This is a genomic window from Mycobacteroides immunogenum (assembly GCF_001605725.1).
Taxonomy (GTDB): domain Bacteria; phylum Actinomycetota; class Actinomycetes; order Mycobacteriales; family Mycobacteriaceae; genus Mycobacterium; species Mycobacterium immunogenum.
On record NZ_CP011530.1, the window covers coordinates 1,675,391 to 1,696,763 of the forward strand.

Here is a 21,373-nt window from a genome sequence, read left to right on the forward strand (position 1 = left end):
GCGATCGCAGCAATCTCCATGCGGGGCTCCTCAGCGTTCTCTCAACGTCGACAATCGGTAGAAGTCATCGATCATCTTGCGCGCGAGACAAGTCGAAGTGCTCGGTTCATATGCGCGCACATAGGTGGTGGGTGTGTAGTCATAGCCACGCGATGGGCCTTGGCGCCTGCGTGATCGTCGCCTGGTTCCGGGTTCCTTAACTGGAGGTGACTCTGCCTGTTGGATATCGGTCCGCCGATCTGGATGCGACTCAATAACGTTGTTTGCCTGGGTAATTGGACATTCACCCCAAGTCTGCGCATGTGAGGACGATGCAGGTTTGGCAGTTCGCGGACAATTCGCAAAGGTTCGGTAGAGCGAAGTTGACTGTGCTTCAGGGGTGGTCATTGCGAGGCGTGTAAAGGTCGCCAAACTCGACCGTCGTTTCGGGGTCTGTGGCGGATGGCGACCGCGAAATCTGGGCGAAGGTGGCGCAGTGGACACGCCAGATATCCTGCGGCGCCGAGATCGTAGCAATCGGCTAGCGGGTCTTCTCAGCGTTCTTTCAGTGCGGTGAAAGCAATATCAAGGGCATGGAGACGACGCCCGGTTCGGCAGACGCCGAAACGATCTCTGATAGCCGAAGGCTTTGTATCAAAACCTTTTCGGTGGTGAGCGTATCCAGCGCGCATCCGGCGGTGAAGAGCATGGCCGCCCGACGGTGCGATGCAACCGCAATCACAACATAAGGAGAAACATCATGAAAAGACTGCTTACTGCGATGGTGGCCGGGGTCGGTTGTGCCGCATCCGCGGCCCTACTTGGCGCACCGATCGCGTTGGCTACGACTCCGGCTCCGCCTCCGCACTGCTACGCCCAGGAGACGAGTGTCAACGAGATCGATCATCGGCCGTGTGTGTCGCCCGGTGGTTCGGCATACCAACAAGGTGCCCATCAGCCGACTTACGAGGGTGCCAACCCCCTGGTCCCGTTGGGTACCAACCCGCATGTTCCCTACGGCACGAACAAGATCAGCCCGACTCTGTCCCCATCGCCGGATAACGCTTAGCCATTCGTCAATCGGCTTCATCTTCAACGGCGTAGAAGGAGTGCCCACAATGAAGAAGATCGTATCGGCAGCCACCGCAGTGCTTGGTACCGCTGGGCTGTCCATAGTGACGGCGGCCGCCGCGCTCGCAGGACCAGCGGCAGAACCGGATTCGGTCATTGACGACCTCAAGTCCAACGGATACCGGGTGATCATCACCAAGGTCGGCTCCGACCATCCGTCGCAGTGCACTGTTCAAGGGGTTAACCAACAGCCAGCCATCGAGAGTGTCCAGCCTGGCCGCAACATGCGGAATCTGCCGACGATGGTGCCCGCCGTGGGACAGAAGGTTGCGTACGTCACACTAGCCTGCTAGTTGGTGTCGATGGACAATGGCACTCGGTAATCGTCAGTGCTCCAACGGTTCTGATATCGCTTCGCTCGGCAACAACAGTTCGAGTATGAACCAGCGCGGCCAAGAACACCCGAGAGCGCTGAAACTCCACAACAGATACTTTGGTTCGCGCTGTTCTGCACGTGCGGAGGCTTGGCCATTGGGTTTCTTTTACATCGCTGAATTCGGTTTGAGCAGTGGATATCTCACCCATGCCTCGAGGAGATCTTTCGAGGGGATCTCCGATTCGTCATCATGCCGAGTATCACGTGAACAGCACTAGGATAAGGGATTGATTTGACGCGGAATTTGATCCGAGGTTCGCTGATTGATGTGTCCGAGGCCCGTCAGGTCGAGGAGGCCGGTGCGAGGTCGGGGAGGGGTACTCGGGTGGCAGCCGATGCGGTGATAACGCGTGAGGCTGCCGTGGGTACCGAGGCTCGATTGTCGTGGTTGCTTTCGGGGCTGGCCGGAATGGTTGGGGCCGTTGCCTTCTTGCATAGCACTGGCTACTTCGTCACGTTTATGACCGGAAATACCGAGCGTGCCGTCTTGACGTGGTTCAAAGTCACCGATAAGCAGCAGGTGGCGGGTGCGGGTCCGAGCGCCGCCATCTCGATGATCGCGGTCTTCCTGCTCGGGGTCGTCGTCGCCTCTTATTGCCGGCGGAAGTTCTGGAAGAACCAGCCGCATGGGGCGATGGTTCTCACGACCGTTGGCCTGTTGGCCGCCGCGGCAGTCGACTTCTGTCAGGATCGGGGGTTAAACGCGAATGCCGACGTGCATTTCACGCCGATTCTATTGTTGGCGTTCTCTATTGGGGCCTTGAATACATCATTTGTGAAGAAGGGTGAAACGGCCATCCCGTTGAGTTATGTGACGGGCACCGTCGTCAAACTGGGGCAGGGTATCGAGCGGCATCTGTTCGGCAAGGGCACGGTCTTTGAATGGCTGGGGTACGCGATGTTGTACCTGTCCTTCATTCTGGGGGCCGCGACCGGCGGAGTGATCGCGTCGCTCTGCAGCGGCTCCGTGATGATCCTCACTGCCGGTCTGATATGTGGTGCGACCACTCTCGTCACGTTCTTCCACGTCGACTCACGAAACCATTCTCGGCTGAGTCGAGTGTGGATACTCAACCGAATTGAGGAAAGGAGGCGCACCGTGGGGCCGGGATTCCAGATCTCCGAGCCACCGAAGGTTGAGTCGGGAAGCGTGCTTGAGCACACGAATGACCTGGTTATGGCACTGACAATCGCAGCCCTCTTCATTGCTCTGGGGATGGCCAAGTTCGCGCCATTCTGGCTCATCCACTACTGACTGTTGACCGGGTGTCCGATCCGCTCGGGCGCACGCGATCGGTGGAGGCGATATCCCTCGAACAAGGTTCTTAGAGAGGGCTTTCGACCGACATATGCGCATCACTCGCTGGGGCTGGTGCGGAATTGTTGGTTGAGTTTGCGCCGCATGTAGCGCACGGCGCCGAGCGTGCGCCCCGTGAGATGAGCGGCTTGTTTGTGGGTCAGGGAGTCATCCAGAGCGATACCGATCTCGGCCACCGTCCAGCGTCGATTTGGCCCGGCGACCGCCTGATACGTGAATGCCGCTTTGCGCCTATTCGGGGGTGCGCTAGCCATCTGTTCTACTTCGCGCCGAGTTCGACCGGATTCTGTTGTCCGGCAGTGTATGCATCGGCATCCGTTCTGGTATCCGACGAGTTCGCGCGTTGTCACGGGGATGCCCAACCTCGGTGCTGTCTGCGCCGATAAGCGTGCGTTTCCTCTTGAAGCGGTGACATGTACGTCAGGGCCGGGTTAGGCATGCTCTGCGGGTATGGGCGATGCGGTACGGTCCTCAGGCTGATCGGGCGGATTCCAGTGCCACTGTTCAGGAGTTGGCCCGTGGGAGTCATCGCCCAGGCCGGGTATGCGTGTCCCCTGAGGGGGCGCGGTGTCTGGGATCGGTTGGCTTAACTCCTCCTTGGGTCGGCGGCCCAATAGCCCTCCTTTGAGGTCACCGTCTTGATATTGATGCCACAGCCGCTTCAGGTAGTCGCCTCCGGTTACGTCGGCGTTTTCGGCTCCAGGCGCGACCTCGTAGATTTCCCCCTTGCCTGGTACGGCTGGTTTCAGGTTTTGTGGCAGTAGATATTGGTTGTTCAGGGCATTTGTGCCCGGAGTGATGATGGGGCCGTTGCCCGTTGGTGCGGCTGGTGCGGTGTTCTGGCCGAGTAGCGTTGTGTCACCCGTGACGGACAGGTTGGTCGGAATTCCTCCGGGGCCCTGTTCAGTGCCTGCTAGCGCGAGTGGATTGCCTATCTGTGACGGTGGAGGCGGTCCTGCAGCGGCGACGGGCTGTTCCGCAGTCGTCGATGACGGGCCAGGTTCCGCCGGTCCCGGATCCGCGCTGGAGGTGGCTGCGTTGGCGACCAAAGCGGCGGTCGCCAACGCAGAGGCAAGTGCAGTGCTGATGCCTGAGTGGGTGAGAAGCGTCATTGTCACTCTGGATCTTCCTGTGGTGCTTGGCTCAATGTTGTCGATGATTTCTGGAGTGTCAAAGGGATTAGACGCTTTTGGTCACGCCGTAGTAGGCAACGATGTCTTCGCTGCCTGAGCCGGAACTAGTCAGGATCGCGTACGAACGAAGAAATGACTGTCCAACACATCCGTCGATCTTTATGTGTATGTCTTTGATCGTGACACGCGGTTGGGTGCCCTTGAATTTCTTTTTGGTCACCGACACGTTGATGACTTCGCCTGGCTTTGGCCTGATTTCAATGTTGCCCACGATGGGAACGCTGATGTTGCCAAGACCGGATGCGCTTATCGAGGAACTGATGCCGATATTGCCGGTCAGGCGGACACCAGACAGTTCGATACCACACCCGATCTGATAACCCGCCTCGATGGTTCCGCCCTTGAGAGTTGTGGTCCCGCGGCCCTTCACGCTGCCCATGAATGTGCCGCCGGTTAGGTACTCGCGCGAGGACAGAGCAGTCGTCAGTGGCGGAATGGGCAGCTGGGTCTCATCCTCGGCGGCCACTGTCAACTCCCATCCATCGGGAGTCTTGAACCGGGTCGGCGGCTCGGACCCGACAATCCCGTTGTCCGGCGGTGGGCCGAGCTCTCCCTCAGCGGGGGGCGGAGGGTTGTTCGCCGCGGCAGGTTCGGGGATCGCGGGGGTGTCGGGCTCGGCCAACGCCGTCGGAGCCAACCCGGCCAGTACGGCAGCGGCGGTCAGAGCAGCAAAAGCCTTGAACATCGTTTGACGCCTCTCGAGGTAAGTGGTGGAGCGACAGAGGATTTGGAGCGCTTAGACCGCCTTGGTCATGCCCATGTAGGTGACTACGTCCTGCGTGTCCTCGGTAGCGCTGGTGAATATGGCGTACGAGCGGATGAAGGATTGCCCCACGCAGCTGTCGATCTTGATGCGGAACCCGGCGATCGTGACTCGCGCGGTAGTTTCCTTGGTAATCGCCATCTTTGAGATCGGGATGATGAGCGAGTTGCCCGGCTTGAGGCTCGGACGGACCTGCGCGAAGGCATTGCCTCCGATGCTCGGCACGCCGGCGGGACTGATTTGTGGGGTGATACCACCGCCGAATCTCAAATCCACCTCGGCGGCATTGATGCCACAACCGATTTGATATCCGGCCTCAAGAATTCCTTCTGTGAGTTTTGTTGTGCCAGAACCTTGGACGGTTCCCATGAAGGTGCCGCCAACTATGTACTCGCGGGAGGACAGCGCGGTGGTCAAGGGTGCAACAGGTAGTTGAGTCTCGTCCTTGGCGGCGACGGCCAGAATCCAGCCCTCCCGAGTCCGCAATGTTCCGGGCTCTGCCGAAGCAACAACGCCGTTGTCCACAGGTGGGGCGGACTCGGGATTGACTGCAGGTGGGATGGATTCGAGATTGACCGCGGGGTGGTCGGGCAGCGGCTCGCCCCCAGGAGGATCGGCTAGGGCTAGAGGAGTGGCCGCGCCCAGCGTACAGGCGGTAGCCAGGGCGACAAGACTTTTCAGCATGGGCGGCGTTGCCTCTCGTTTGTTGCAGCAAGGATCTACCCCCCGAGATGCGGAACGGTAGGAAAGCCGGCGTATACCCCGTGCGGGTTGGGGGTATACGTCATATCTAAGAGAGTTAAACGTCTGATAGGTAAACTGGCGGGGGACAAACATTGGATGTTGGGCATCTGTTTGATGCGGCGTGGCGTGTCGAGTTCTATTCGGGTAAGGGCAAGGTGTCCGAGGATTCCGTAGCTTGGGGTGTGACGCGGGTGCGCGGTCGCCGCGATCGGGTGTGTGGTGCCGTCGGATAGCCATCCCAACCACCTTCCGCAGAGCTGCGAAGGCGTCTGTTCCGGCTGCTCGCGGTATCCGAGGGCCATTCAAAGATCATCGAAAATTGATGTGCTACTGGTGATTAAGGTTCTTCCCATAGCGGACCTCTTGCCTTCTCTGAAATTGTTATCTGAAACCGACGCGCGGTTGGTTCCGGCCAATGTTCAGGCACGTGCTGACAATGCCCGGTCGGAGCTGAGAGCTCGCTGAGACTGGGGGATGAGAACTGGCTGAGGACAAGTACCGTGACGTTCATCGCGCGCGAATCGGAGCCACCCGCGGGTGTGGTCGGGTTTCACTCCTGATCGACTAGATCACGCATTGGTGCGGCGGGTGATCACGGTTGCGCACAAGGTCGTGCTGTGGCGTCTCGCCGGCGGTCTGGGGAAGAGGATGTGCGCCAGAGTAAGCGGGCAGAGTTGTTGCCGAAATCGCCTGCAGTCGTGAGAGTTACGACGATATGAACCTCGCCCTAGCTCTCTCAACGAAGTCTCAGCATGCGCCAGGCACAGTGTGGGCCGTGCCCAGCGAGAAGCCGAACGATCCCACCCCACCGTCCACGGAGCCACTGGTCGTATCAGTTCAGGCGCCTACATCAATTCCGGTGACAGACATCCGAGGAACCGTTCCCGCACCATGTGGCGGGAAAGGCCGCGCCACCCGAGACCGTTTAATGATCGCGGGGGCCACTGCGGCGGCGATCATCGCACCGGGATTGATCTTCGGCGCTGGGGTTTGGGTCGGCACTGAACTGGACACAGGGCACGGCCATGTTCAGTCGCGATTCGATGAACGGGTGGACGGCGGCATGCCGGCCGTTGGCGATGCGCCCCTAGTCTGCGGGGACGATGCCCGCAGTGACGAACATGCTGGCGCATAGCCGGATTCGCATCGTGTCAGTGGCAGCATGGCGTGCCCTCCGGCGCTGGCGGGGAAGCATCGCTATTCGATCGGCGTTCATTTCGGGGATCGCGGTGTTTGCCGGTCTGGTGACCGTCGGTGTGATATCGGTGGCGGCGCTGTACGAGTTGATGATCAAGGATGTCGACCACGCTGCCCGGGCGCGGGCGCTGGCCGTGGCTGAGCGCCTGCACAAGGAGCCGCCTGACGAGCTCGAATCAGTTCTGTTGGCAACCGATCAGCGTGTTGTGGCCGTCCAAGTACTCCGCAGCGATGGCGCGGTGGTGCGCCGTTCGGGATCGGAGGCCAAAGCTCCGCTGACCTCCGACAAAGAGGTACGCGTGAGCACCGCAACGGTCAGTGGTCGTAGAGGCGGCTACACCGTGCTGGTGGGTGGTGGGATTGAACCTGCCGAGTCGATGGTTTCGTCTGTGGCTGTGATGCTCGCGGTCACGGCTCCGATCGTGGCCGTGGTGGCTGGCGGGGCTACGTACCTGTTGGTGCGGCGGTCGCTGCGGTCTGTGGATGCGATCCGCTCGCGGGTATCGGCGATTAGTGCTTCTGATCTCGCTGAGCGGGTTCCGGTGCCCGGTGGCTCTGACGAGATGGCGGCGTTGGCGGTCACGATGAATGACATGCTGGCGCGGATCCAGGCCGGCCACACTGCCCAGCAACGCTTTGTCGGCGACGCCTCCCACGAGCTTAGGAGCCCGCTGGCGACTGTGATTTCTGGGTTGGAGATTGCGGCGGCGCATCCGAAACGCTTCGACACGCAGATGGTGCACTGCACGTTGCTGCCAGAAGCGCGCCGTATGCAGCACTTGGTTGAGGATCTGTTGCTGCTGGCGCGTGCCGATGAACACGGTTTGCCGATGCGGCGCACGGACGTCGATCTCGATGATTTAGTGTCGGCGGAGGTTCAGCGGCTCAAACAGCACACTGGGCTGAAGGTTTCGTGCGAGCTAGCCGCTGTGCGGGTGACTGGCGATGCACAGGGTCTTTCGCGGGTGTTGCGTAACCTGGTAGACAATGCGGTCCGACATGCGGCCAATGAGGTATTTATCAAGGTGAGTGGCGACGATGCTCACGCCTATCTGCAGGTGCACGACGATGGGCCCGGAATCCCAGAGGCTGACCGCGACAAGGTGTTCGAACGGTTCGTACGCTTAGACGCCGATCGTTCCCGACACGGCGGCGGCACCGGGCTTGGACTGGCGATCGTTGCTGAGATTGTTGGGGCACATGCTGGAACGATCGGTATCGGTGACCGTTGCGGTGGCGGCACAGTCGTCACCGTTCATCTGCCGCATAGCCGGTGACTCGGCTCTCGGGAAAGTCGCGAAGCGGAGCGGCTCGCGGCAACGTCGGGTTCTCGGCAATTGGGCCCGGCGCGGGTCGAGACGGCCCACGCCGCGCTGTTGGACTTGCGGGGCGAGGTTAGTCGCCGAGCTTCTTGTAAAAACTGCCGACGATCGGGGCGACGATGGCGCGCGGTGCATAGCCCGCCGCCACCGACATGGCCTTGGATGTGATGCCGGGGACGACGCGCATCTTGTTGCGGTCCAACGCATCCAGTGAGACGCGTGCGGTGTACTCGCCGTTGATCCACAGGAAGTCCGGCACCACCTTGTCCACGATCGATGCCTCGGCGGGATCGGGTTCGACGGTGCGCACCGGCCCGGGGGCCAACAATGTGACATGCACACCCGTGCCCTTGAGTTCGCCCCGCAGCGACTCGGAGAAGGTGTTCGCGAAGGCCTTGGTGGCCGCGTAGGTGGCGTTGTTTGGGATCGGGGAGTTGCCGGCCGCCGAACCGGAGATCAGGATGCCGCCGGCGCCGCGTTCCAGCATGCCGGGCAGGACCGCAAGCGTAAGGTCATGCACTGCAACGGCATTGAGCTGAACCTGCTTGCGCTCTTCGGCGGGGTCCAGGCCGCGGATCGGCCCGAATGTCGCGGTTCCGGCGTTGTTGCACAGGATCGAGATGTTGCGCTCGGAGAGCTCTTTGCACAGCGTGTCGCGCGCACCCGGGTCGGCCAGGTCAACGGCACGTACCTCGACGATCACGCCTGTCTTCTCGGTCAGGCTGTTGGCGAGATCGTTGAGAATTTCGCCGCGCCGGGCGGTGATGATGAGGTTGTGTCCGCGGGCGGCAAGCTCTTCGGCGAGCGACGCCCCGATCCCCTGGGAGGCTCCGGTGACGACGGCGCGGGCATCGGGACTTGGTGCGGGTATCGGCATGAGGCCAATCGTAAAGGTTGCCGATTTGGGGCCAGGCTACGCTGGTCGGCAATGAGTATGCCTGGGGTCGAAGAGCCTATGGGGCGTCAAGACCCGGGACCCGGTCGACGAGTAGACACCCCCACCTCGCGTGGCCGGATAGCCGCGTGGGCGGCGTTCGACTGGGGTTCTGCGGCCTTCAACACCGTCATCGTGATGTTCATCTTCACGCCATACCTGACCGGCCGCGTCGGTGCGGGCATGCCCGACGGTGTGCCGCAGGGTCTGCTGGGCTGGATGATGGGTCTGGGCGGTGTTCTCGTCTTCCTGTTGGCGCCGGTGATCGGAGTCTGGGCCGACACTCCGCAGCGGCGCCGCGTTGCGCTGGGCACCCTCACCACGCTGGTGGTGTTGATCGCCACCGCCATGAGCATGGTTCGTGAGGACAATCGATACCTCTGGTTGGGTCTCGGATTGTATTGCGCGGGTTCGGTGTTCAACGAGCTGGCCCAGGTGCCCTACAACGCGATGCTCCACGGACTGACCACACCGGCCAACGCTTCCCGGGTTTCGGGGCTGGGCCTGGCGGCCGCGTACATCGGTGGTGTCCTGGTTCTGTTGGTCTGCTACTTGGGTTTCATCTCCGGCGATGGGCCGACTCGCGGTCTGTTCCATGTGCCCGCCTCCGACGGGTACGACGTGCGGGTGTCGGCCTTGCTGGCGGCCGCCTGGTTCGCCGTCTTCGCTTTGCCGCTGGTGCTCACCCGGCCGCGGGCAGATCCCGGGGCGCCGCCAGCCAGTTCGCCCGGTGTACTCGGGGTATATCGGGAGCTGTGGCGGGATCTGGTCGAGCAGTGGCACCTGGATCGACGCATCATCTATTTCCTGGCCGCCAGCGCGATCTTCCGCGACGGAATGGTCGCGATGTTCGCACTTACCCCCGTGATCGCCAATGGGGTGTTCCACCTGTCCGGCGCCGACATCACGTTGTTCGGCGTGGCCGGGAACGTGATGGCGGCGGTCGGCGCGATCGTGGGGGGCCTGTTCGACACCCGGTTGGGTTCCAAGGGAATCATCGTCGGATCACTGGCCGTGATCGTTAGCCTCGGCATCCTGATGATGTTCCTCACGGGTCAGCCCGCGTTCTGGGTCTGCGGGCTCGCCATCGCGGCCTTCGTCGGTCCGCCGCAGTCGGCGGCGCGCACACTGGTGCTGCGGATGGCGCCGGCGGGACGAGAGGCCTTCGTCTTCGGCCTCTACACGATGACTGGACGCGCGGTCTCCTTCGTCGGCCCATGGCTGTTCGCCACGTTTGCACTGCTGTTTCATGCCACCAGGGCGGGCATCGCCGGTCCCGTATTGATGATTGGGCTGGGCATGGTGGCGGTGATCCTTGTCAAGGTTCCGCGCTATGACCCTGCCCGCGCTGGAATCGTCAGCGACGCGGGCTAGCCCAGGGTGCTGCAGGTCGCCATCTTCCCGGAGGTGGCGCTCTTCTGCGCCCCGTTGACCAGCAGCGTGCAGGACACGTCGTGCGAGAAATCGGCGGCGATCACCACCGCGTTGGTCACCTGTTCGGTGTTCAGCTTGACCTCTTTGCGCCAGGGCAGCTTGACGTTGAACTCCATTTGCAGCGAACCGCTGGCATCGAAGTAGGTGACGTTGAGGGCGGGCCCGTGGCCGCCCACCTCATAGACAACGCTCTCCGTCGCGGCCTGGCCGCGTTGCGTGGGTGGGTTCACCGGGATCGGGGGAATGGTGAAGCTCGGAATCGGCGGGATGGTTGGCCGGCTGGGCGCGGTGGTCGTCGAGGTGCGGGTGGGCGGCGTGGAAACGACAGTGGGCGGCCGCTCGTCCTCGCGCCGAATCAATACGACCAAGGTGATGATCAGCGCGACGATGACCACCAGCGCGCCGATTCCCACTACCCACAACCAGAAGGTGTTCGACCGGCGTGGCGGCTCGGGATCTTTGGGTGGGGGGCCGTACGACGCGTACTGCTGCCCGTACTGCTGCGGCAGCACCGCCGTTTGGTTCGGCTGGGCGGTGCCGGAGAGCGCGGGATATTCAAATGCCTGTGACGCGTAGGCAGGGTCTTCGGGGTAGTCCAACGGCTGGCTGGACTGCGACCACGAACCGTATGACGTGGAGCCGCCCGGGGCGGCCGCGTCGTCGCGGCGGTTGCTGTCCATGGCCGTCAGGGTACCCGTCAAGCTATCAATGCAGGTGAAAGCACGTCGGCCGTGTTTTCGGTGGTAAGTCGCCACGCGCGGGTGAATGGTGTCGTTGGGCTGTGATCCCGGTCACCGTACGGCACGATAGGGGCCATGACAGTGACCGAATCACCGGCCTCCGAGAGCACACCACCCAAGAAGCACAAGGATCGCACGCATTGGCTGTATATCGCGGTCATTGTCGCGGTGGTGCTCGGCGTGGCCGTCGGGATGCTGTGGCCCGGGTTCGGAAAGTCGGTGGGAGTGCTGGGCGAGATATTCGTCAGCCTTATCAAGATGATGATCAGCCCGGTCATCTTCTGCACGATCGTGCTGGGTATCGGATCGGTGCGTAAGGCAGCAAGCGTGGGGCGCGTCGGCGGACTGGCGTTCGTTTATTTCCTGGCAATGTCGACCGTCGCGTTGGCGATCGGGCTCGTCGTCGGCAATCTGCTCGCCCCCGGCACGGGATTGCACCTTTCCGGGGCGAACCAGGGCGCGGGAGCCAAATATGCGGACCAGGCGCACGCTGCCGGCGGAACCTGGCATTTCATCAAATCGATTGTGCCGGAAACCATGTTCTCGGCACTGACATCCGGCAGCGTGCTGCAGACGCTGTTCATCGCGTTGTTGGTCGGCTTCGCGGTGCAGGCGCTCGGATCGACCGGCGAATCCATCGTCCGCGGTGTCGGGATGCTGCAGAAGTTGGTCTTCAAGGTCCTCATCATGGTGCTCTGGCTGGCGCCCATCGGCGCCTTCGGCGCTATCGCGAATGTGGTGGGCCAAACCGGGTGGGACGCCGTCAAGGAGCTGGGCACCCTGATGCTCGGTTTCTACGTGACCTGTGTGATCTTCATTTTCGGTGTGTTGGGCGCGTTGTTGTGGGCGGTATCGCGGGTGTCTATCTTCAAGCTGGTGCGCTATCTGGCGCGTGAATACCTGCTGATCGTGTCGACCTCGTCCTCCGAATCGGCGCTGCCACGGCTGATCGCAAAGATGACTCATCTGGGCGTCGACAAGTCCACGGTGGGAATCGTTGTCCCGACGGGATATTCGTTCAACCTGGACGGCACCGCGATCTATCTGACGATGGCCGCCTTGTTTGTCGCAGATGCCATGGGTGCGCCGCTGTCGGTGGGGCAGCAGATTTCACTGTTGGCGTTCATGATGATCGCCTCCAAGGGTGCGGCAGGCGTGACCGGTGCCGGGATGGCCACGCTGGCGGGCGGATTGCAAAGTCATCGCCCGGATCTGGTTGACGGTGTCGGCATGATCGTCGGCATCGACCGATTCATGTCCGAGGCGCGGGCGCTGACCAACTTCTCCGGCAACGCGGTGGCCACGCTCCTCATCGCGACATGGACCAAGACCCTGAATCGCGATCAGATCAAGGCAGTGCTCTCAGGTGCCGATCCGTTCGATGAAACCACCATGCTCGACGACCACGCCGGTGACACCGCCGAGGAGAAGGTGCCCGCGCAAACGGCCGGTTGATGCCTGCGCGGAAGTCAGTTCATCCGATAGGGGTAGTTCGCGACGATCGCATCGGTGCGGTCAATGAGATTGGCCGTCAACACGATTCCGGTCTGATTGTGCAGGATCTGGTGCCAGCGCCGCTTGGTCTTGATCTCCGTGATCAGCACGGTCACCTGGCGCCCGTCGCACTGGCGCTTCTTGACGTATTCGACGAGCGGAGTGACCAGCGACCTGTGCTTGGTGGGCAGCACGATGAGTTCTAGTCCCGGGTTCCATTCGGCCCAGCGCTTGGTTATCGCTTCGGCCTTTTGGTCCGTGCGGCTGATGATGACCGGCACCACCTCGCCCCCGAGATGCAGCGCCGCCTCCAAGAGCTGGACGGTGCGCTTGTTGATGTCGTCGATCGGCACGATCACCAGTGGCGTCTGATCGGGTGGGTTGGGGGTGAGGGCAGGCAATTCGTCTAGGGCCAGTTCCCGTTTGACGCCCTGATAGTAGTTCTCGGTGCGTCCGAACAGCAGGATCAACGAGGGGATGATGAGCAGGAGAACCCAGGCGCCCTCGGTGAACTTGCTGACGAAGAACACCACCATCGCGATGGCCGATAGCGTCGCGCCGAACCCGTTGAGCGCGGCTTTCCACTGCCAGCCGGGGGTACGGCAGCCAAACCAGTGCTTGACCAATCCGGTTTGGCTGATGGTGAATCCGATGAAGACGCCGATGGCGAAGAGCGGGAGCAGTCGATGGGTGTCCGCGTCACTGACGATGAGGATGATCGCGGAGAACAGCGCCAGAGCGACCACACCGTAGCGATAGACCGGCTTCTCGGCCCGCAGACCGAACAGATGCGGCATGCGGTCGTCCTTGGCCAGCAGGCTCATCAGCACGGGCAGTCCGCCGAAGCTGGTGTTGGCGGCGAACCCGAGGATCAGGGCCACCGTCACGTTGGTGACATAGAACGGCCATCCGGTGCCGAACGCCGCGGCGGACAGCTGCGCGAGAATGGTGACGTCGCCGCGGGGAACCACATGGTGCGCCTTGATGAGGACGCTGAGCCCGATCAGCATGACGCCCAGGAGGATTCCGAGGGCCACCTCGGTGTTTTGCGCACGTTTGATGGCGGGGGTTTTGAACGCGGGAACGCCGTTGGCGATGGCCTCGACTCCCGTCAGGGACGAGCAGCCGGCCGCGAAGGCCTTGAGAACCAAGATGATTCCCAGCGCGCTCACCGGCTCGACCGGGCCGAGGTCCTTACCGATGACGGCGACCGGCGTGGAGTGCATCAGCCCGAAGACGATCACCGCGATGATGCAGACGATGAACAAGAGTGTCGGCAGCATCAACACCTTGGCGGACTCGCTGATGCCGATCAGGTTGATCACTGTCAGGATCGCCAGCCCTATCAACGTGATGGACAGTAGATGCGGCGCCAGCGAGGGAAAGGCGCTCGCCAGGCTCGCCGCACCGGCGGCAAGGCTGACCGCGACGGTCAACACGTAGTCGACGACCAAGCTCGCGGCCGCCACCAGGCTGGCGCCCCGGCCCAGGTCCTTCTTGGCGACCGCGTATGAACCCCCGCCCTCGGGGTGTACCGCGATCACCTGGCGGTAGGAGAACACCAAGACGATCAACAGCACCGTGATCGCGATAGCCACCGGGAGGGTGAACGTGATGGCGCCGACGCCGCCCGCGATCAGTGCCAGCACGATGGCCTCGGGGCCGTAGGCGACGGAGGACAGGGCGTCGAGGGACAGCGCGGCCAGCCCGCCGACAGCGGTCAGCTTGTGCGCGTCGTCCTTGAGAACGCGGCGCAGCCGAGGGTCGGCGACGCGCTGCGGTTTGGGCTTGACGGGAGGGGCGGACACCACCGGGGGAGGATAGGCACAGATATGGCTGTTTTCGTGGTTCTTTACGGAATCTTGAGGCGCCCCAGAGGGCAGTGCCGGAGTGGGCGATAGTGGTGTCAATCACGATGACATTCGTGAACCTATGTCCCGTGAGGTCAACGGATGTAGACTCACCCGCATGAAGGGACTCAGCCTTACTGCGATGATCGCGATGGGTGCGGGTGCTGCGGCGATCGCCATGGCCTCCCCGGCACACGCCGACGATGTCAGCTTCAACCAGACGTTGCACTCCTACGGCATCTACGCGCCGCCGGACAAGACTGCCTACCTCGGCAAGATCGCGTGCCATCGCCTGGACACGGGCCTGGACAAGGACGCCTACCAGTCCACCGAGTTCCTAGCCAAGAATCTCGACCGGCACAGCTCAACCGAGCAGAAGTGGCAGTTCCTGTCCGCTTCGATCGATGAGTACTGCCCGGAGCAGCGCCCCGTTCTGGAGCGCGCAGCCAGCCACACCTAAATCCGGTGCGTTCTTAACCGCGCTCAGCGAGCGCGGTTAAGAACGTCGAGTACCTGAGCGACCAGCTCGTCGATATCCGCCCCGGTGGTATCCAGGACGAGCTCAGGATTTTCCGGGGCTTCGTAGGGTGCTTCTACACCCGTCAAACCCTTCAGCTCACCCGCGCGGGCACGGGCATACAGACCCTTGGGGTCGCGTTTTTCGCATTCGGCCAGCGGCGTGGAGATATAGACCTCGATGAACGGCAACTTGGCCGCCGCGTTGATGCTGCGCGCGGTCTCGCGGTCGGAGCGCAGCGGTGACACCAATGACGCCAGCGCCACCACGCCGGAATCGGCGAACAGCCGCGTCAGATGTGACACCCGGCGGATGTTCTCGGCACGGTCGCCGGGGGAGAACCCCAGGTCATCGGATAGCCCATGGCGCAGGTTGTCGCCGTCGAGCAGATACGCGACCTGACCCGACTCCACGAGTGCGCGTTCCACCGCCACCGCGATGGTCGACTTCCCGGAGGCCGGCAGGCCGGTGAACCAGATGATCGCACCGCGCTGCGCGGTGCTGTCCCAACGGTATTCGCGGTCCAGCGCCGACGGGTGCCAGCGGATGTCGGTGCGCGAGTGGGTCTCCGGTTTGACCTCGCGCGCTTCGGTGATGGTGCCGGCGCCGACGGTGTCGTTGGAGGCCTCATCGATCAGGATGAAGGCCCCGCTGTCGCGGCTGTCGGCATAGGAATCAGCCACCACCACCGAACTGGTGCGCAGAGTCACCGCACCGATGTCGTTGAGCGCCAATTCAACCGGACCATCGAGCTCATCCAGCGTCTCCGGGTCCAGCCGGGTGTGCAGAGCCTGAACTGTGGCGCGCACGGTCCGGGTGCCCTGCTTGAGCGCCAGCCGATCACCCGCGCGCAGCGGCCCGTTGGTGAACCAGCAGACCGTGGCATCGATCTCGCGTGCCAGCACCGGTAACACCGCGTCTTCGGCACCGCTCACCAGCACATCGCCACGGCCCACGTCGATGTCGTCGGCCAATTCGATCGACACCGACAGCGGAGCCACACCGGTGGAACGGTTTTCGTCCAGGGTGTCCACCACCGTGACAGTGGAGCGCGTGCCCGACGGCAGATTCACCACCGAATCGCCGACGCTGAGCGTGCCCGCTGCCAGGCGGCCGGTATACCGGCGACGTTGATCGGCGGTGGGCCGCGAGACCCACTGCACGGGCAGGCGCAGCTTGGCGGCTTCCGGCTGTGGAGGTGAAAGCTCAACGTTTTCGAGGTATTCGAGCAGGGTGGGACCGGAGTACCACGATGTGTTCTCCGAGCGGTGCACCACGTTGTCGCCATGCTTGGCGGCGAGCGGAATGACGGTGATGTCGACCTTGCCCAGCCGGTCGGCCAGCAGATGTAGTTCGCGCTCGACTTCGGCGAACCGCTGCGCGTCGAAATCGACCAAGTCGATCTTGTTGACGGCGGCCACGAAGTGTTTGATGCCCAACAGCTTTGCGATGCGGGCGTGGCGGCGGGTCTGCCGCAATACCCCGGCGCGCGCGTCGACCAGCAGGATCGCCACATGCGCGTTGGAGGCGCCGGTGAACATGTTGCGGGTGTAGCGCTCATGCCCGGGAGTGTCGGCCAGGATGTAGCTGCGGCTCTCGGTGGAGAAGAACCGGTAGGCCACGTCGATGGTGATGCCCTGTTCGCGTTCGGCGCGCAGGCCGTCCGAAAGCGCGGCCAGGTCGGCTACGCCCTCTTCATCGGTGACTGCTTCCAGGTGATCGACCGGCAGGCTGTCGGTGTCGTGCAGCAGCCGCCCGATGAGCGTGCTCTTGCCGTCGTCCACCGAGCCGGCGGTGGCGATACGCAGCAGTTGGCGGGTGTCCACCGCGGTCTGGGTGCTCATCAGAAGTAGCCCTCTCGTTTCCGGTCTTCCATGGCGGCCACGGATGTGCGGTCGTCGGCACGGGTCTCGCCACGTTCGGAGACGGTGGCCACGGAAATCTCCGCGATCACCCCTTCGATCTCGGTGGCCTGCGAGCGGACGGCGCCGGTGATGGTCATGTCGCCGACGGTGCGGTAGCGCACCCATTCGGTGGCGGCCCTCTCCAGGCCCGTCGGGGTGGCGTACTCGGAGGTGGCCAGCAGAATGCCGTCCCGTTCGAAGACCTCGCGTTGGTGTGCGTAGTAGATCGACGGCAGCTCAAGGTTTTCCAGCTGGATGTAGCGCCAGATATCCAGCTCGGTCCAGTTGCTCAACGGAAACACGCGGACCTGTTCACCCTTGCGGATGCGTCCGTTGTACAGCGACCACGGTTCGGGCCGCTGCGCCCTCGGGTCCCACTGGCCGAATTCGTCGCGGAAGCTCAGGATGCGCTCCTTGGCGCGGGCGCGTTCTTCATCGCGCCGGGCGCCACCGAACGCCGCGTCGAAACCTCCGGCTTCCAAGGCGTCCAGCAGGGTGCGGGTCTGCTGTCGGTTGCGCGAGGCGCCCGGGCCCGGGTCGGGCACCCGGCCGGCGTCGATGGTGTCCTGTACCGAGGCGACGATGAGTTTGTGTCCGTGTCCGGTGGTGCGCCGGTCGCGGAACTCGATGACCTCGGGGAAGTTATGCCCGGTGTCGACGTGCAGCACCGGGAAGGGCAGGGGGGCCGGCCGGAAGGCCTTCTCTGCCAACCTCAGCAGCACGATCGAGTCCTTGCCCGCTGAGAAGAGCAGCACCGGGCGCTGCAACTCGGCGACCACTTCACGAATGATGTGCACCGCCTCGGCCTCCAACAACCGAAGCTCGTTGACCTGCAATGGGTTTTCTATGGTCGTCATAGCGGTAGCCCCTCCTTTTCAGCGTCGGCGCGGTATCGGTCCACCCAGTCGTCCGACCGCTGATCTGCCTGCCGTTCCAGTACCGGCGGCGGCGCGAGCCGTGGATCTTGGCCCAGTGCTTCCAGCACCGTGCCGACCACCTCGGTCAGGTTGCGCCATAGGTACGGGTAGGAGACGTCGATGGGCTGGATGTTCTCCTCGGTGAACCAGCGGCGCCAGCCGGCCTCCTGTGCCTGCAGCATGGTGATGACGTGCGCGATGGCGCCGGCGTGGTACTCGGCCCGTGCGTCCCGCACCGGGTCGGGGCGTCCGCGCCACACCCGCGTCTGCACCGCGCGCCAAAACGAAACTGCCTGCGACACAACGTCCGGTCGGTACACGTGCACCAGCACGGGGTCGCTGCCGACAACGTCGCGTATCGCGGAGAGCAGGCCTTGGCCGGAACGGTCGGGGAGTCCCTCGGCCCGGTTCAACAGCAGCGGGGTCTGATTCCACATGAGCTTGCCGCCCCAGACGCCGTTGGGGGTGCGCCCGACGGTGCGGATGTAATCGCGCCAGATGGTGGCGGGCGCCAAATCGGGCTTGCCCGCGTCCAGTGGATCCAACAGCCGCAGGATCGACTCGTCCTGGACGTCGGCGAACCATTCTCGCGGCTGCGGCGACTGGCTCGTGGTGGGCAGGTACTGGAAGAACTCTTGCGGTTCACCGGCTACGCCGGTCGCACGCAGGGATTCGACCAGCAGGGTGCTGCCACTGCGTTGGGACGCGAGCACCAGATATGCGGTGGGGTGGTCGGGCATGCGCAGTAGCCTAACCGCAATTGTTTCGTATTCGACTAATTGGGTTCGCCGTGAATTGCAATCACCGCGAACAAAACTATTGTTCGATACCGCGCTCGTCCGCGATTGCGGACCGGTTAGCTCCGGGCCTGCCGTGGATGCGCAGGAATGTCTCGGTGTACCGCTCGGAAATACGCGTGCCCGCAAAATCAGACGGGATCACGTCGAGGGTCTTCTCCCGCCAGTCGTTCAGGCGCAGTGCGAGGTCATTGGCGACCGCTTCGGACTCTGCGTCGGCGTCGAGTCCGAGCAGGTTATGTGCCTCTTCCGGGTCGGTCTGGAGGTTGTAGAGCTCGCGGTGGGGCCGGGGCCCGGTGATGTGCGTGGCGACAGCGCGGCCCGGCGGGCTGTCGGCAATGTCCCAGGGGAGGTCCAGAACCGGCCGGGGTGCGTAATTCTCGATGTAACTGTAATTCTTTGTTCTGATAGCTCGAATAGGATCGAAAGAATCGTGATAAGTCTTGGTGGTGAATACCTCGGAACGGACTGTTTGGAGTTCGCCTGATTGTTTCTGGATATTCTCGGCATGAGAAACTCCCTGCACCTCTTCGGGAATTTCGACACCCAATAGCCCCAATAGGGTGGGCAGCAGGTCGACCCCGCTGAAGAGTTCGTCATAGCGAAGCGGTGAGGATGTGCGGCCGCGGGGCGGACGCACGATCAAGGCGATACCGGTGCCGGCGTCATACAGGGTGGATTTGGCGCGCGGCAGCGCCGGACCGTGGTCGGTCATGAAGACCACCCAGGTGTTCTGGTCCAGGCCCGTCTCGGTCAAGACCTGCAGTAGCTCGCCGACTTTGGCGTCGGCCACCGTGATGGAGCCGTAGAACTCGGCAAGGTCATCGCGTACCTCGGGAGTGTCGGGCAGGTAGCCGGGAACGTCGACGGCTTCCGCGTCGGACGGTTCATAGCGCTCACGCGGAAAAGGACGATGCGTCTCGAAAAATCCGGCCGTGAGGAGAAACGGTGCGCTGGGGGAATTGCGCAACCAGGCGGAGGCGTGCTCCACCACGTATTCGCAATACGAGTTTGATACGTCGTACTCGTCGAATCCCAGCGTGGCCGGATACGCCGTTTCGTGCTGCATTCCGAACAGTGCTGTGTGCCAGCCCGATCCAGACAAGATGTGGGGGAGCGTGCGCACCCCGGCGCGGTATTCCCAGCCGTGGTGGGCCAACCCGATAAGGCCATTGCTCTGCGGGTATCGCCCGGTGAAAAGAGAACCGCGGGACGGCGAACACAGCGGTGCGGTCGCATGTGCGCGGGTGAACAGGACGCCCTCGGCGGCCAATCGGTCCAGATGCGGGCTGGATACATCGGCGTGCCCATAGACGCCCAGGTAGCGACCGAGGTCATGCCAATGGACGATCAGAACGTTGTCCCGTGACGCTTCGGTCACTGTGCTCCCTTCCGCAGGTTCGACGGTCCAGCCAACAGTGTGCCTTGCGTTTCTGGCAACCCTTCGGCTCATGGCGAACGGCTACGCGTCAGCGCGATCTCCAATGCCAGGGTGGTGCCCTGAGCGGGTCCAGTCCCACGATCTGCGTCTCACCCCAATCTTTGACGAGCTCGAGCCGCAGCGCAGGCCCGGTGTCGTCGATCAGGTCGTCCTCGTCCGCAAGGACGTCGCGCAATGATCGGGCGGCAAGGTGATCCACCAGGGCGCTCGCGTGAGTGATCACCACCACCTGGGTCTTGGTGGCCGCGGCCCGGATGAGCGTTGCGAGCGGAGCGATGAGGTCGGGGTGCAAGGATGTCTCGGGTTCGTTGAGCACCATCAGCGGCGGTGGCTCGGGACTGAGCAGCGCGGCGGCCCATAGCAGGAAGCGCAGGGTGCCATCGGACAATTCCGCCGCACGCAGCGGGCGCAGCATGCCGGGCTGTTGTACCTGAAGATCGAATATCCCGTCACTGACGGCCACCGCAACCGACGCGCCATCGAAGGCGGCGGCGACGGCCTTGTCCAAGGTGTCGCTACGGGTCTCGATGATGGTCTGGATGGCTGCCGCCACGTCGCTACCGTCGTTCGACAACACCGTTGTTCGCGTTCCGATCTGAGGCTGACGCGCCGGTGCGAGCATGTCGACACGAAATCCGTCGTAGAACCGCCAGCCGCGCAGCGTGTCCCGCACAGCGCCCAATTCCGGTAGTTTTCCGGGGAATTCGGAAAGCATGCTGCGATACGTCGGTAGCGAGCGACTGAATCCCTCGAATCGGTGCCCCGAATCCGACCGAGCTTCTACTACGGGACGAGTCCTTTGCACCAGGGTGGCGCTGGGGCGCAGGGTCCGGCCGGTGAAGACGATCTCACGCTTGATCTCCGGATCGCGGCCGAAGGCGGAGTCGCTGGGAATCGGCAGGCCGAGATCCACGAGATATCCGAAATTGGTTGATGCATAACCTAACTCAATTGATACCGGGCGGGTGCGCCCTGCGCCCTGGATTACCCCCGTGCGTCGCGCGGCCTTGAGGTTCTCCGGACCGGCCCACATGGCCGATCGCAGGCCGCCTTGGCGTGCCAGTGAGCCGATGATCTCGCCGCGGCCGCAATCGGCCAGTAGCTGCAGGGCCCGGTAGAGCGAGGACTTTCCGGTGCCGTTGGCGCCGGTGACAACGGTCAGTCGCGCAAGCGGCAGCACAAGATCGCGCAGCGATCGGTATCCGCGAACGGCGACGGTCGTCAACACGGGGCCAGGTTAGCCAGGGGTGCCGACACGGTGCTGGATCGGCCGGTTCTATGGCCGGACGGTGTGCGGCTCGGTACGATCACGCGGCATGGGG

At 63.0% G+C, this 21,373-nt stretch carries 18 protein-coding genes and 1 pseudogene; 8 read left to right on the forward strand and 11 right to left on the reverse strand.

The genetic code is table 11. The features are described from left to right. The first annotated feature begins 739 nt into the window (after window positions 1–739). The 4 genes and pseudogenes from ABG82_RS27590 (at window position 740) to ABG82_RS29315 (ending at window position 2,741) form a co-directional block, all read left to right on the forward strand. A complete protein-coding gene (locus ABG82_RS27590; protein ID WP_054173088.1) occupies window positions 740–1,048 on the forward strand; it encodes a hypothetical protein in 309 nt (102 codons plus the stop codon). Between the two features lie 49 nt (window positions 1,049–1,097). After that, on the forward strand, window positions 1,098–1,403 hold the full coding sequence (locus ABG82_RS08285) for a hypothetical protein (RefSeq protein ID WP_043076013.1): 306 nt from the start codon (window positions 1,098–1,100) through the stop codon (window positions 1,401–1,403). 408 nt (window positions 1,404–1,811) lie between these two features. Then, a pseudogene (locus tag ABG82_RS08290) lies at window positions 1,812–2,541 on the forward strand (YoaK family protein). A gap of 44 nt (window positions 2,542–2,585) precedes the next feature. Next, a complete protein-coding gene (locus ABG82_RS29315) occupies window positions 2,586–2,741 on the forward strand; it encodes a hypothetical protein (RefSeq protein ID WP_407661857.1) in 156 nt (51 codons plus the stop codon). Between the two features lie 101 nt (window positions 2,742–2,842). On the opposite strand, the gene ABG82_RS28200 is transcribed toward ABG82_RS29315, so the two are convergent. The 3 genes from ABG82_RS28200 to ABG82_RS08300 form a co-directional block, all read right to left on the reverse strand. After that, window positions 2,843–3,058, reverse strand: a complete 216-nt coding sequence (locus ABG82_RS28200) for a hypothetical protein (RefSeq protein WP_054492961.1) — start codon at window positions 3,056–3,058, stop codon at window positions 2,843–2,845. A gap of 925 nt (window positions 3,059–3,983) precedes the next feature. After that, the gene (locus ABG82_RS08295) at window positions 3,984–4,682 is read right to left on the reverse strand and encodes an MspA family porin (protein WP_043076012.1); all 699 of its coding nucleotides are present in this window, start codon (window positions 4,680–4,682) and stop codon (window positions 3,984–3,986) included. A 51-nt stretch (window positions 4,683–4,733) separates the two neighbouring features. Beyond that, window positions 4,734–5,444 (reverse strand): MspA family porin, encoded by a 711-nt coding sequence (locus ABG82_RS08300; protein WP_043076011.1) that lies wholly within the window; start codon window positions 5,442–5,444, stop codon window positions 4,734–4,736. Between the two features lie 1,163 nt (window positions 5,445–6,607). Here ABG82_RS08300 and ABG82_RS08310 point away from each other — a divergent pair. Next, window positions 6,608–7,978, forward strand: a complete 1,371-nt coding sequence (locus ABG82_RS08310; protein WP_078343562.1) for a sensor histidine kinase — start codon at window positions 6,608–6,610, stop codon at window positions 7,976–7,978. A 118-nt stretch (window positions 7,979–8,096) separates the two neighbouring features. On the opposite strand, the gene cmrA is transcribed toward ABG82_RS08310, so the two are convergent. Continuing rightward, entirely contained in the window at window positions 8,097–8,900 is an 804-nt protein-coding gene (gene cmrA, locus ABG82_RS08315; protein WP_043076008.1) for a mycolate reductase, read from the reverse strand. Window positions 8,901–8,957: 57 nt separating this feature from the next. Here cmrA and ABG82_RS08320 point away from each other — a divergent pair, with 57 nt between their 5' ends. Further along, window positions 8,958–10,331 (forward strand): MFS transporter, encoded by a 1,374-nt coding sequence (locus tag ABG82_RS08320; RefSeq protein WP_162269244.1) that lies wholly within the window; start codon window positions 8,958–8,960, stop codon window positions 10,329–10,331. On the opposite strand, the gene ABG82_RS08325 is transcribed toward ABG82_RS08320, so the two are convergent. Further along, the gene (locus ABG82_RS08325; protein ID WP_043076006.1) at window positions 10,328–11,071 is read right to left on the reverse strand and encodes an MmpS family transport accessory protein; all 744 of its coding nucleotides are present in this window, start codon (window positions 11,069–11,071) and stop codon (window positions 10,328–10,330) included. The two genes, ABG82_RS08320 and ABG82_RS08325, sit on opposite strands and share 4 nt — an antisense overlap. Before the next feature lie 135 nt (window positions 11,072–11,206). Between ABG82_RS08325 and ABG82_RS08330 the strand changes: the two genes are divergently transcribed. Then, complete coding sequence (locus ABG82_RS08330; RefSeq protein WP_043076005.1) at window positions 11,207–12,586, forward strand: cation:dicarboxylate symporter family transporter; 1,380 nt, start codon at window positions 11,207–11,209, stop codon at window positions 12,584–12,586. Window positions 12,587–12,600: 14 nt separating this feature from the next. On the opposite strand, the gene ABG82_RS08335 is transcribed toward ABG82_RS08330, so the two are convergent. Continuing rightward, window positions 12,601–14,436, reverse strand: coding sequence for an APC family permease (locus tag ABG82_RS08335; protein ID WP_043076004.1), 1,836 nt, complete (start codon window positions 14,434–14,436; stop codon window positions 12,601–12,603). A gap of 157 nt (window positions 14,437–14,593) precedes the next feature. Between ABG82_RS08335 and ABG82_RS08340 the strand changes: the two genes are divergently transcribed. After that, on the forward strand, window positions 14,594–14,935 hold the full coding sequence (locus tag ABG82_RS08340; RefSeq protein WP_043076119.1) for a DUF732 domain-containing protein: 342 nt from the start codon (window positions 14,594–14,596) through the stop codon (window positions 14,933–14,935). Window positions 14,936–14,958: 23 nt separating this feature from the next. Here ABG82_RS08340 and cysC read toward each other — a convergent pair whose 3' ends face one another. The 5 genes from cysC to ABG82_RS08365 all read right to left on the reverse strand — a co-directional run bounded on the left by cysC (window position 14,959) and on the right by ABG82_RS08365 (window position 21,279). Beyond that, a complete protein-coding gene (gene cysC, locus ABG82_RS08345; protein WP_043076003.1) occupies window positions 14,959–16,836 on the reverse strand; it encodes an adenylyl-sulfate kinase in 1,878 nt (625 codons plus the stop codon). Further along, window positions 16,836–17,753 (reverse strand): sulfate adenylyltransferase subunit CysD, encoded by a 918-nt coding sequence (gene cysD / locus ABG82_RS08350; RefSeq protein ID WP_043076002.1) that lies wholly within the window; start codon window positions 17,751–17,753, stop codon window positions 16,836–16,838. Before cysD ends, cysC begins: the two co-directional genes overlap by 1 nt. Then, window positions 17,750–18,553, reverse strand: coding sequence for a trehalose 2-sulfotransferase (stf0, locus tag ABG82_RS08355; protein ID WP_043076001.1), 804 nt, complete (start codon window positions 18,551–18,553; stop codon window positions 17,750–17,752). The genes cysD and stf0 overlap by 4 nt, the downstream gene beginning before the upstream one ends. 76 nt (window positions 18,554–18,629) lie before the next feature. Then, window positions 18,630–19,991 carry a sulfatase family protein gene (locus tag ABG82_RS08360; RefSeq protein WP_043076000.1) on the reverse strand — a complete coding sequence of 454 codons (1,362 nt, stop codon included), beginning with the start codon at window positions 19,989–19,991 and terminating at the stop codon, window positions 18,630–18,632. Window positions 19,992–20,079: 88 nt separating this feature from the next. Beyond that, a complete protein-coding gene (locus ABG82_RS08365) occupies window positions 20,080–21,279 on the reverse strand; it encodes an AAA family ATPase (RefSeq protein ID WP_043075999.1) in 1,200 nt (399 codons plus the stop codon). Between the last annotated feature and the right edge of the window lie 94 nt (window positions 21,280–21,373).

Bases quoted from the DNA above. Each gene is read 5' to 3' on its own strand.
- ABG82_RS08320 (WP_162269244.1), top strand. From the start codon at position 8,958: ATGCCTGGGGTCGAAGAGCCTATGGGGCGTCAAGACCCGGGACCCGGT.
- ABG82_RS08340 (WP_043076119.1), top strand. From the start codon at position 14,594: ATGAAGGGACTCAGCCTTACTGCGATGATCGCGATGGGTGCGGGTGCT.
- ABG82_RS08300 (WP_043076011.1), bottom strand. From the start codon at position 5,444: ATGCTGAAAAGTCTTGTCGCCCTGGCTACCGCCTGTACGCTGGGCGCG.
- ABG82_RS08330 (WP_043076005.1), top strand. From the start codon at position 11,207: ATGACAGTGACCGAATCACCGGCCTCCGAGAGCACACCACCCAAGAAG.
- ABG82_RS27590 (WP_054173088.1), top strand. From the start codon at position 740: ATGAAAAGACTGCTTACTGCGATGGTGGCCGGGGTCGGTTGTGCCGCA.
- ABG82_RS08325 (WP_043076006.1), bottom strand. From the start codon at position 11,071: ATGGACAGCAACCGCCGCGACGACGCGGCCGCCCCGGGCGGCTCCACG.
- cysC (WP_043076003.1), bottom strand. From the start codon at position 16,836: ATGAGCACCCAGACCGCGGTGGACACCCGCCAACTGCTGCGTATCGCC.
- cysD (WP_043076002.1), bottom strand. From the start codon at position 17,753: ATGACGACCATAGAAAACCCATTGCAGGTCAACGAGCTTCGGTTGTTG.
- ABG82_RS08295 (WP_043076012.1), bottom strand. From the start codon at position 4,682: ATGTTCAAGGCTTTTGCTGCTCTGACCGCCGCTGCCGTACTGGCCGGG.
- ABG82_RS28200 (WP_054492961.1), bottom strand. From the start codon at position 3,058: ATGGCTAGCGCACCCCCGAATAGGCGCAAAGCGGCATTCACGTATCAG.
- stf0 (WP_043076001.1), bottom strand. From the start codon at position 18,553: ATGCCCGACCACCCCACCGCATATCTGGTGCTCGCGTCCCAACGCAGT.
- ABG82_RS08285 (WP_043076013.1), top strand. From the start codon at position 1,098: ATGAAGAAGATCGTATCGGCAGCCACCGCAGTGCTTGGTACCGCTGGG.
- ABG82_RS08310 (WP_078343562.1), top strand. From the start codon at position 6,608: ATGCCCGCAGTGACGAACATGCTGGCGCATAGCCGGATTCGCATCGTG.
- cmrA (WP_043076008.1), bottom strand. From the start codon at position 8,900: ATGCCGATACCCGCACCAAGTCCCGATGCCCGCGCCGTCGTCACCGGA.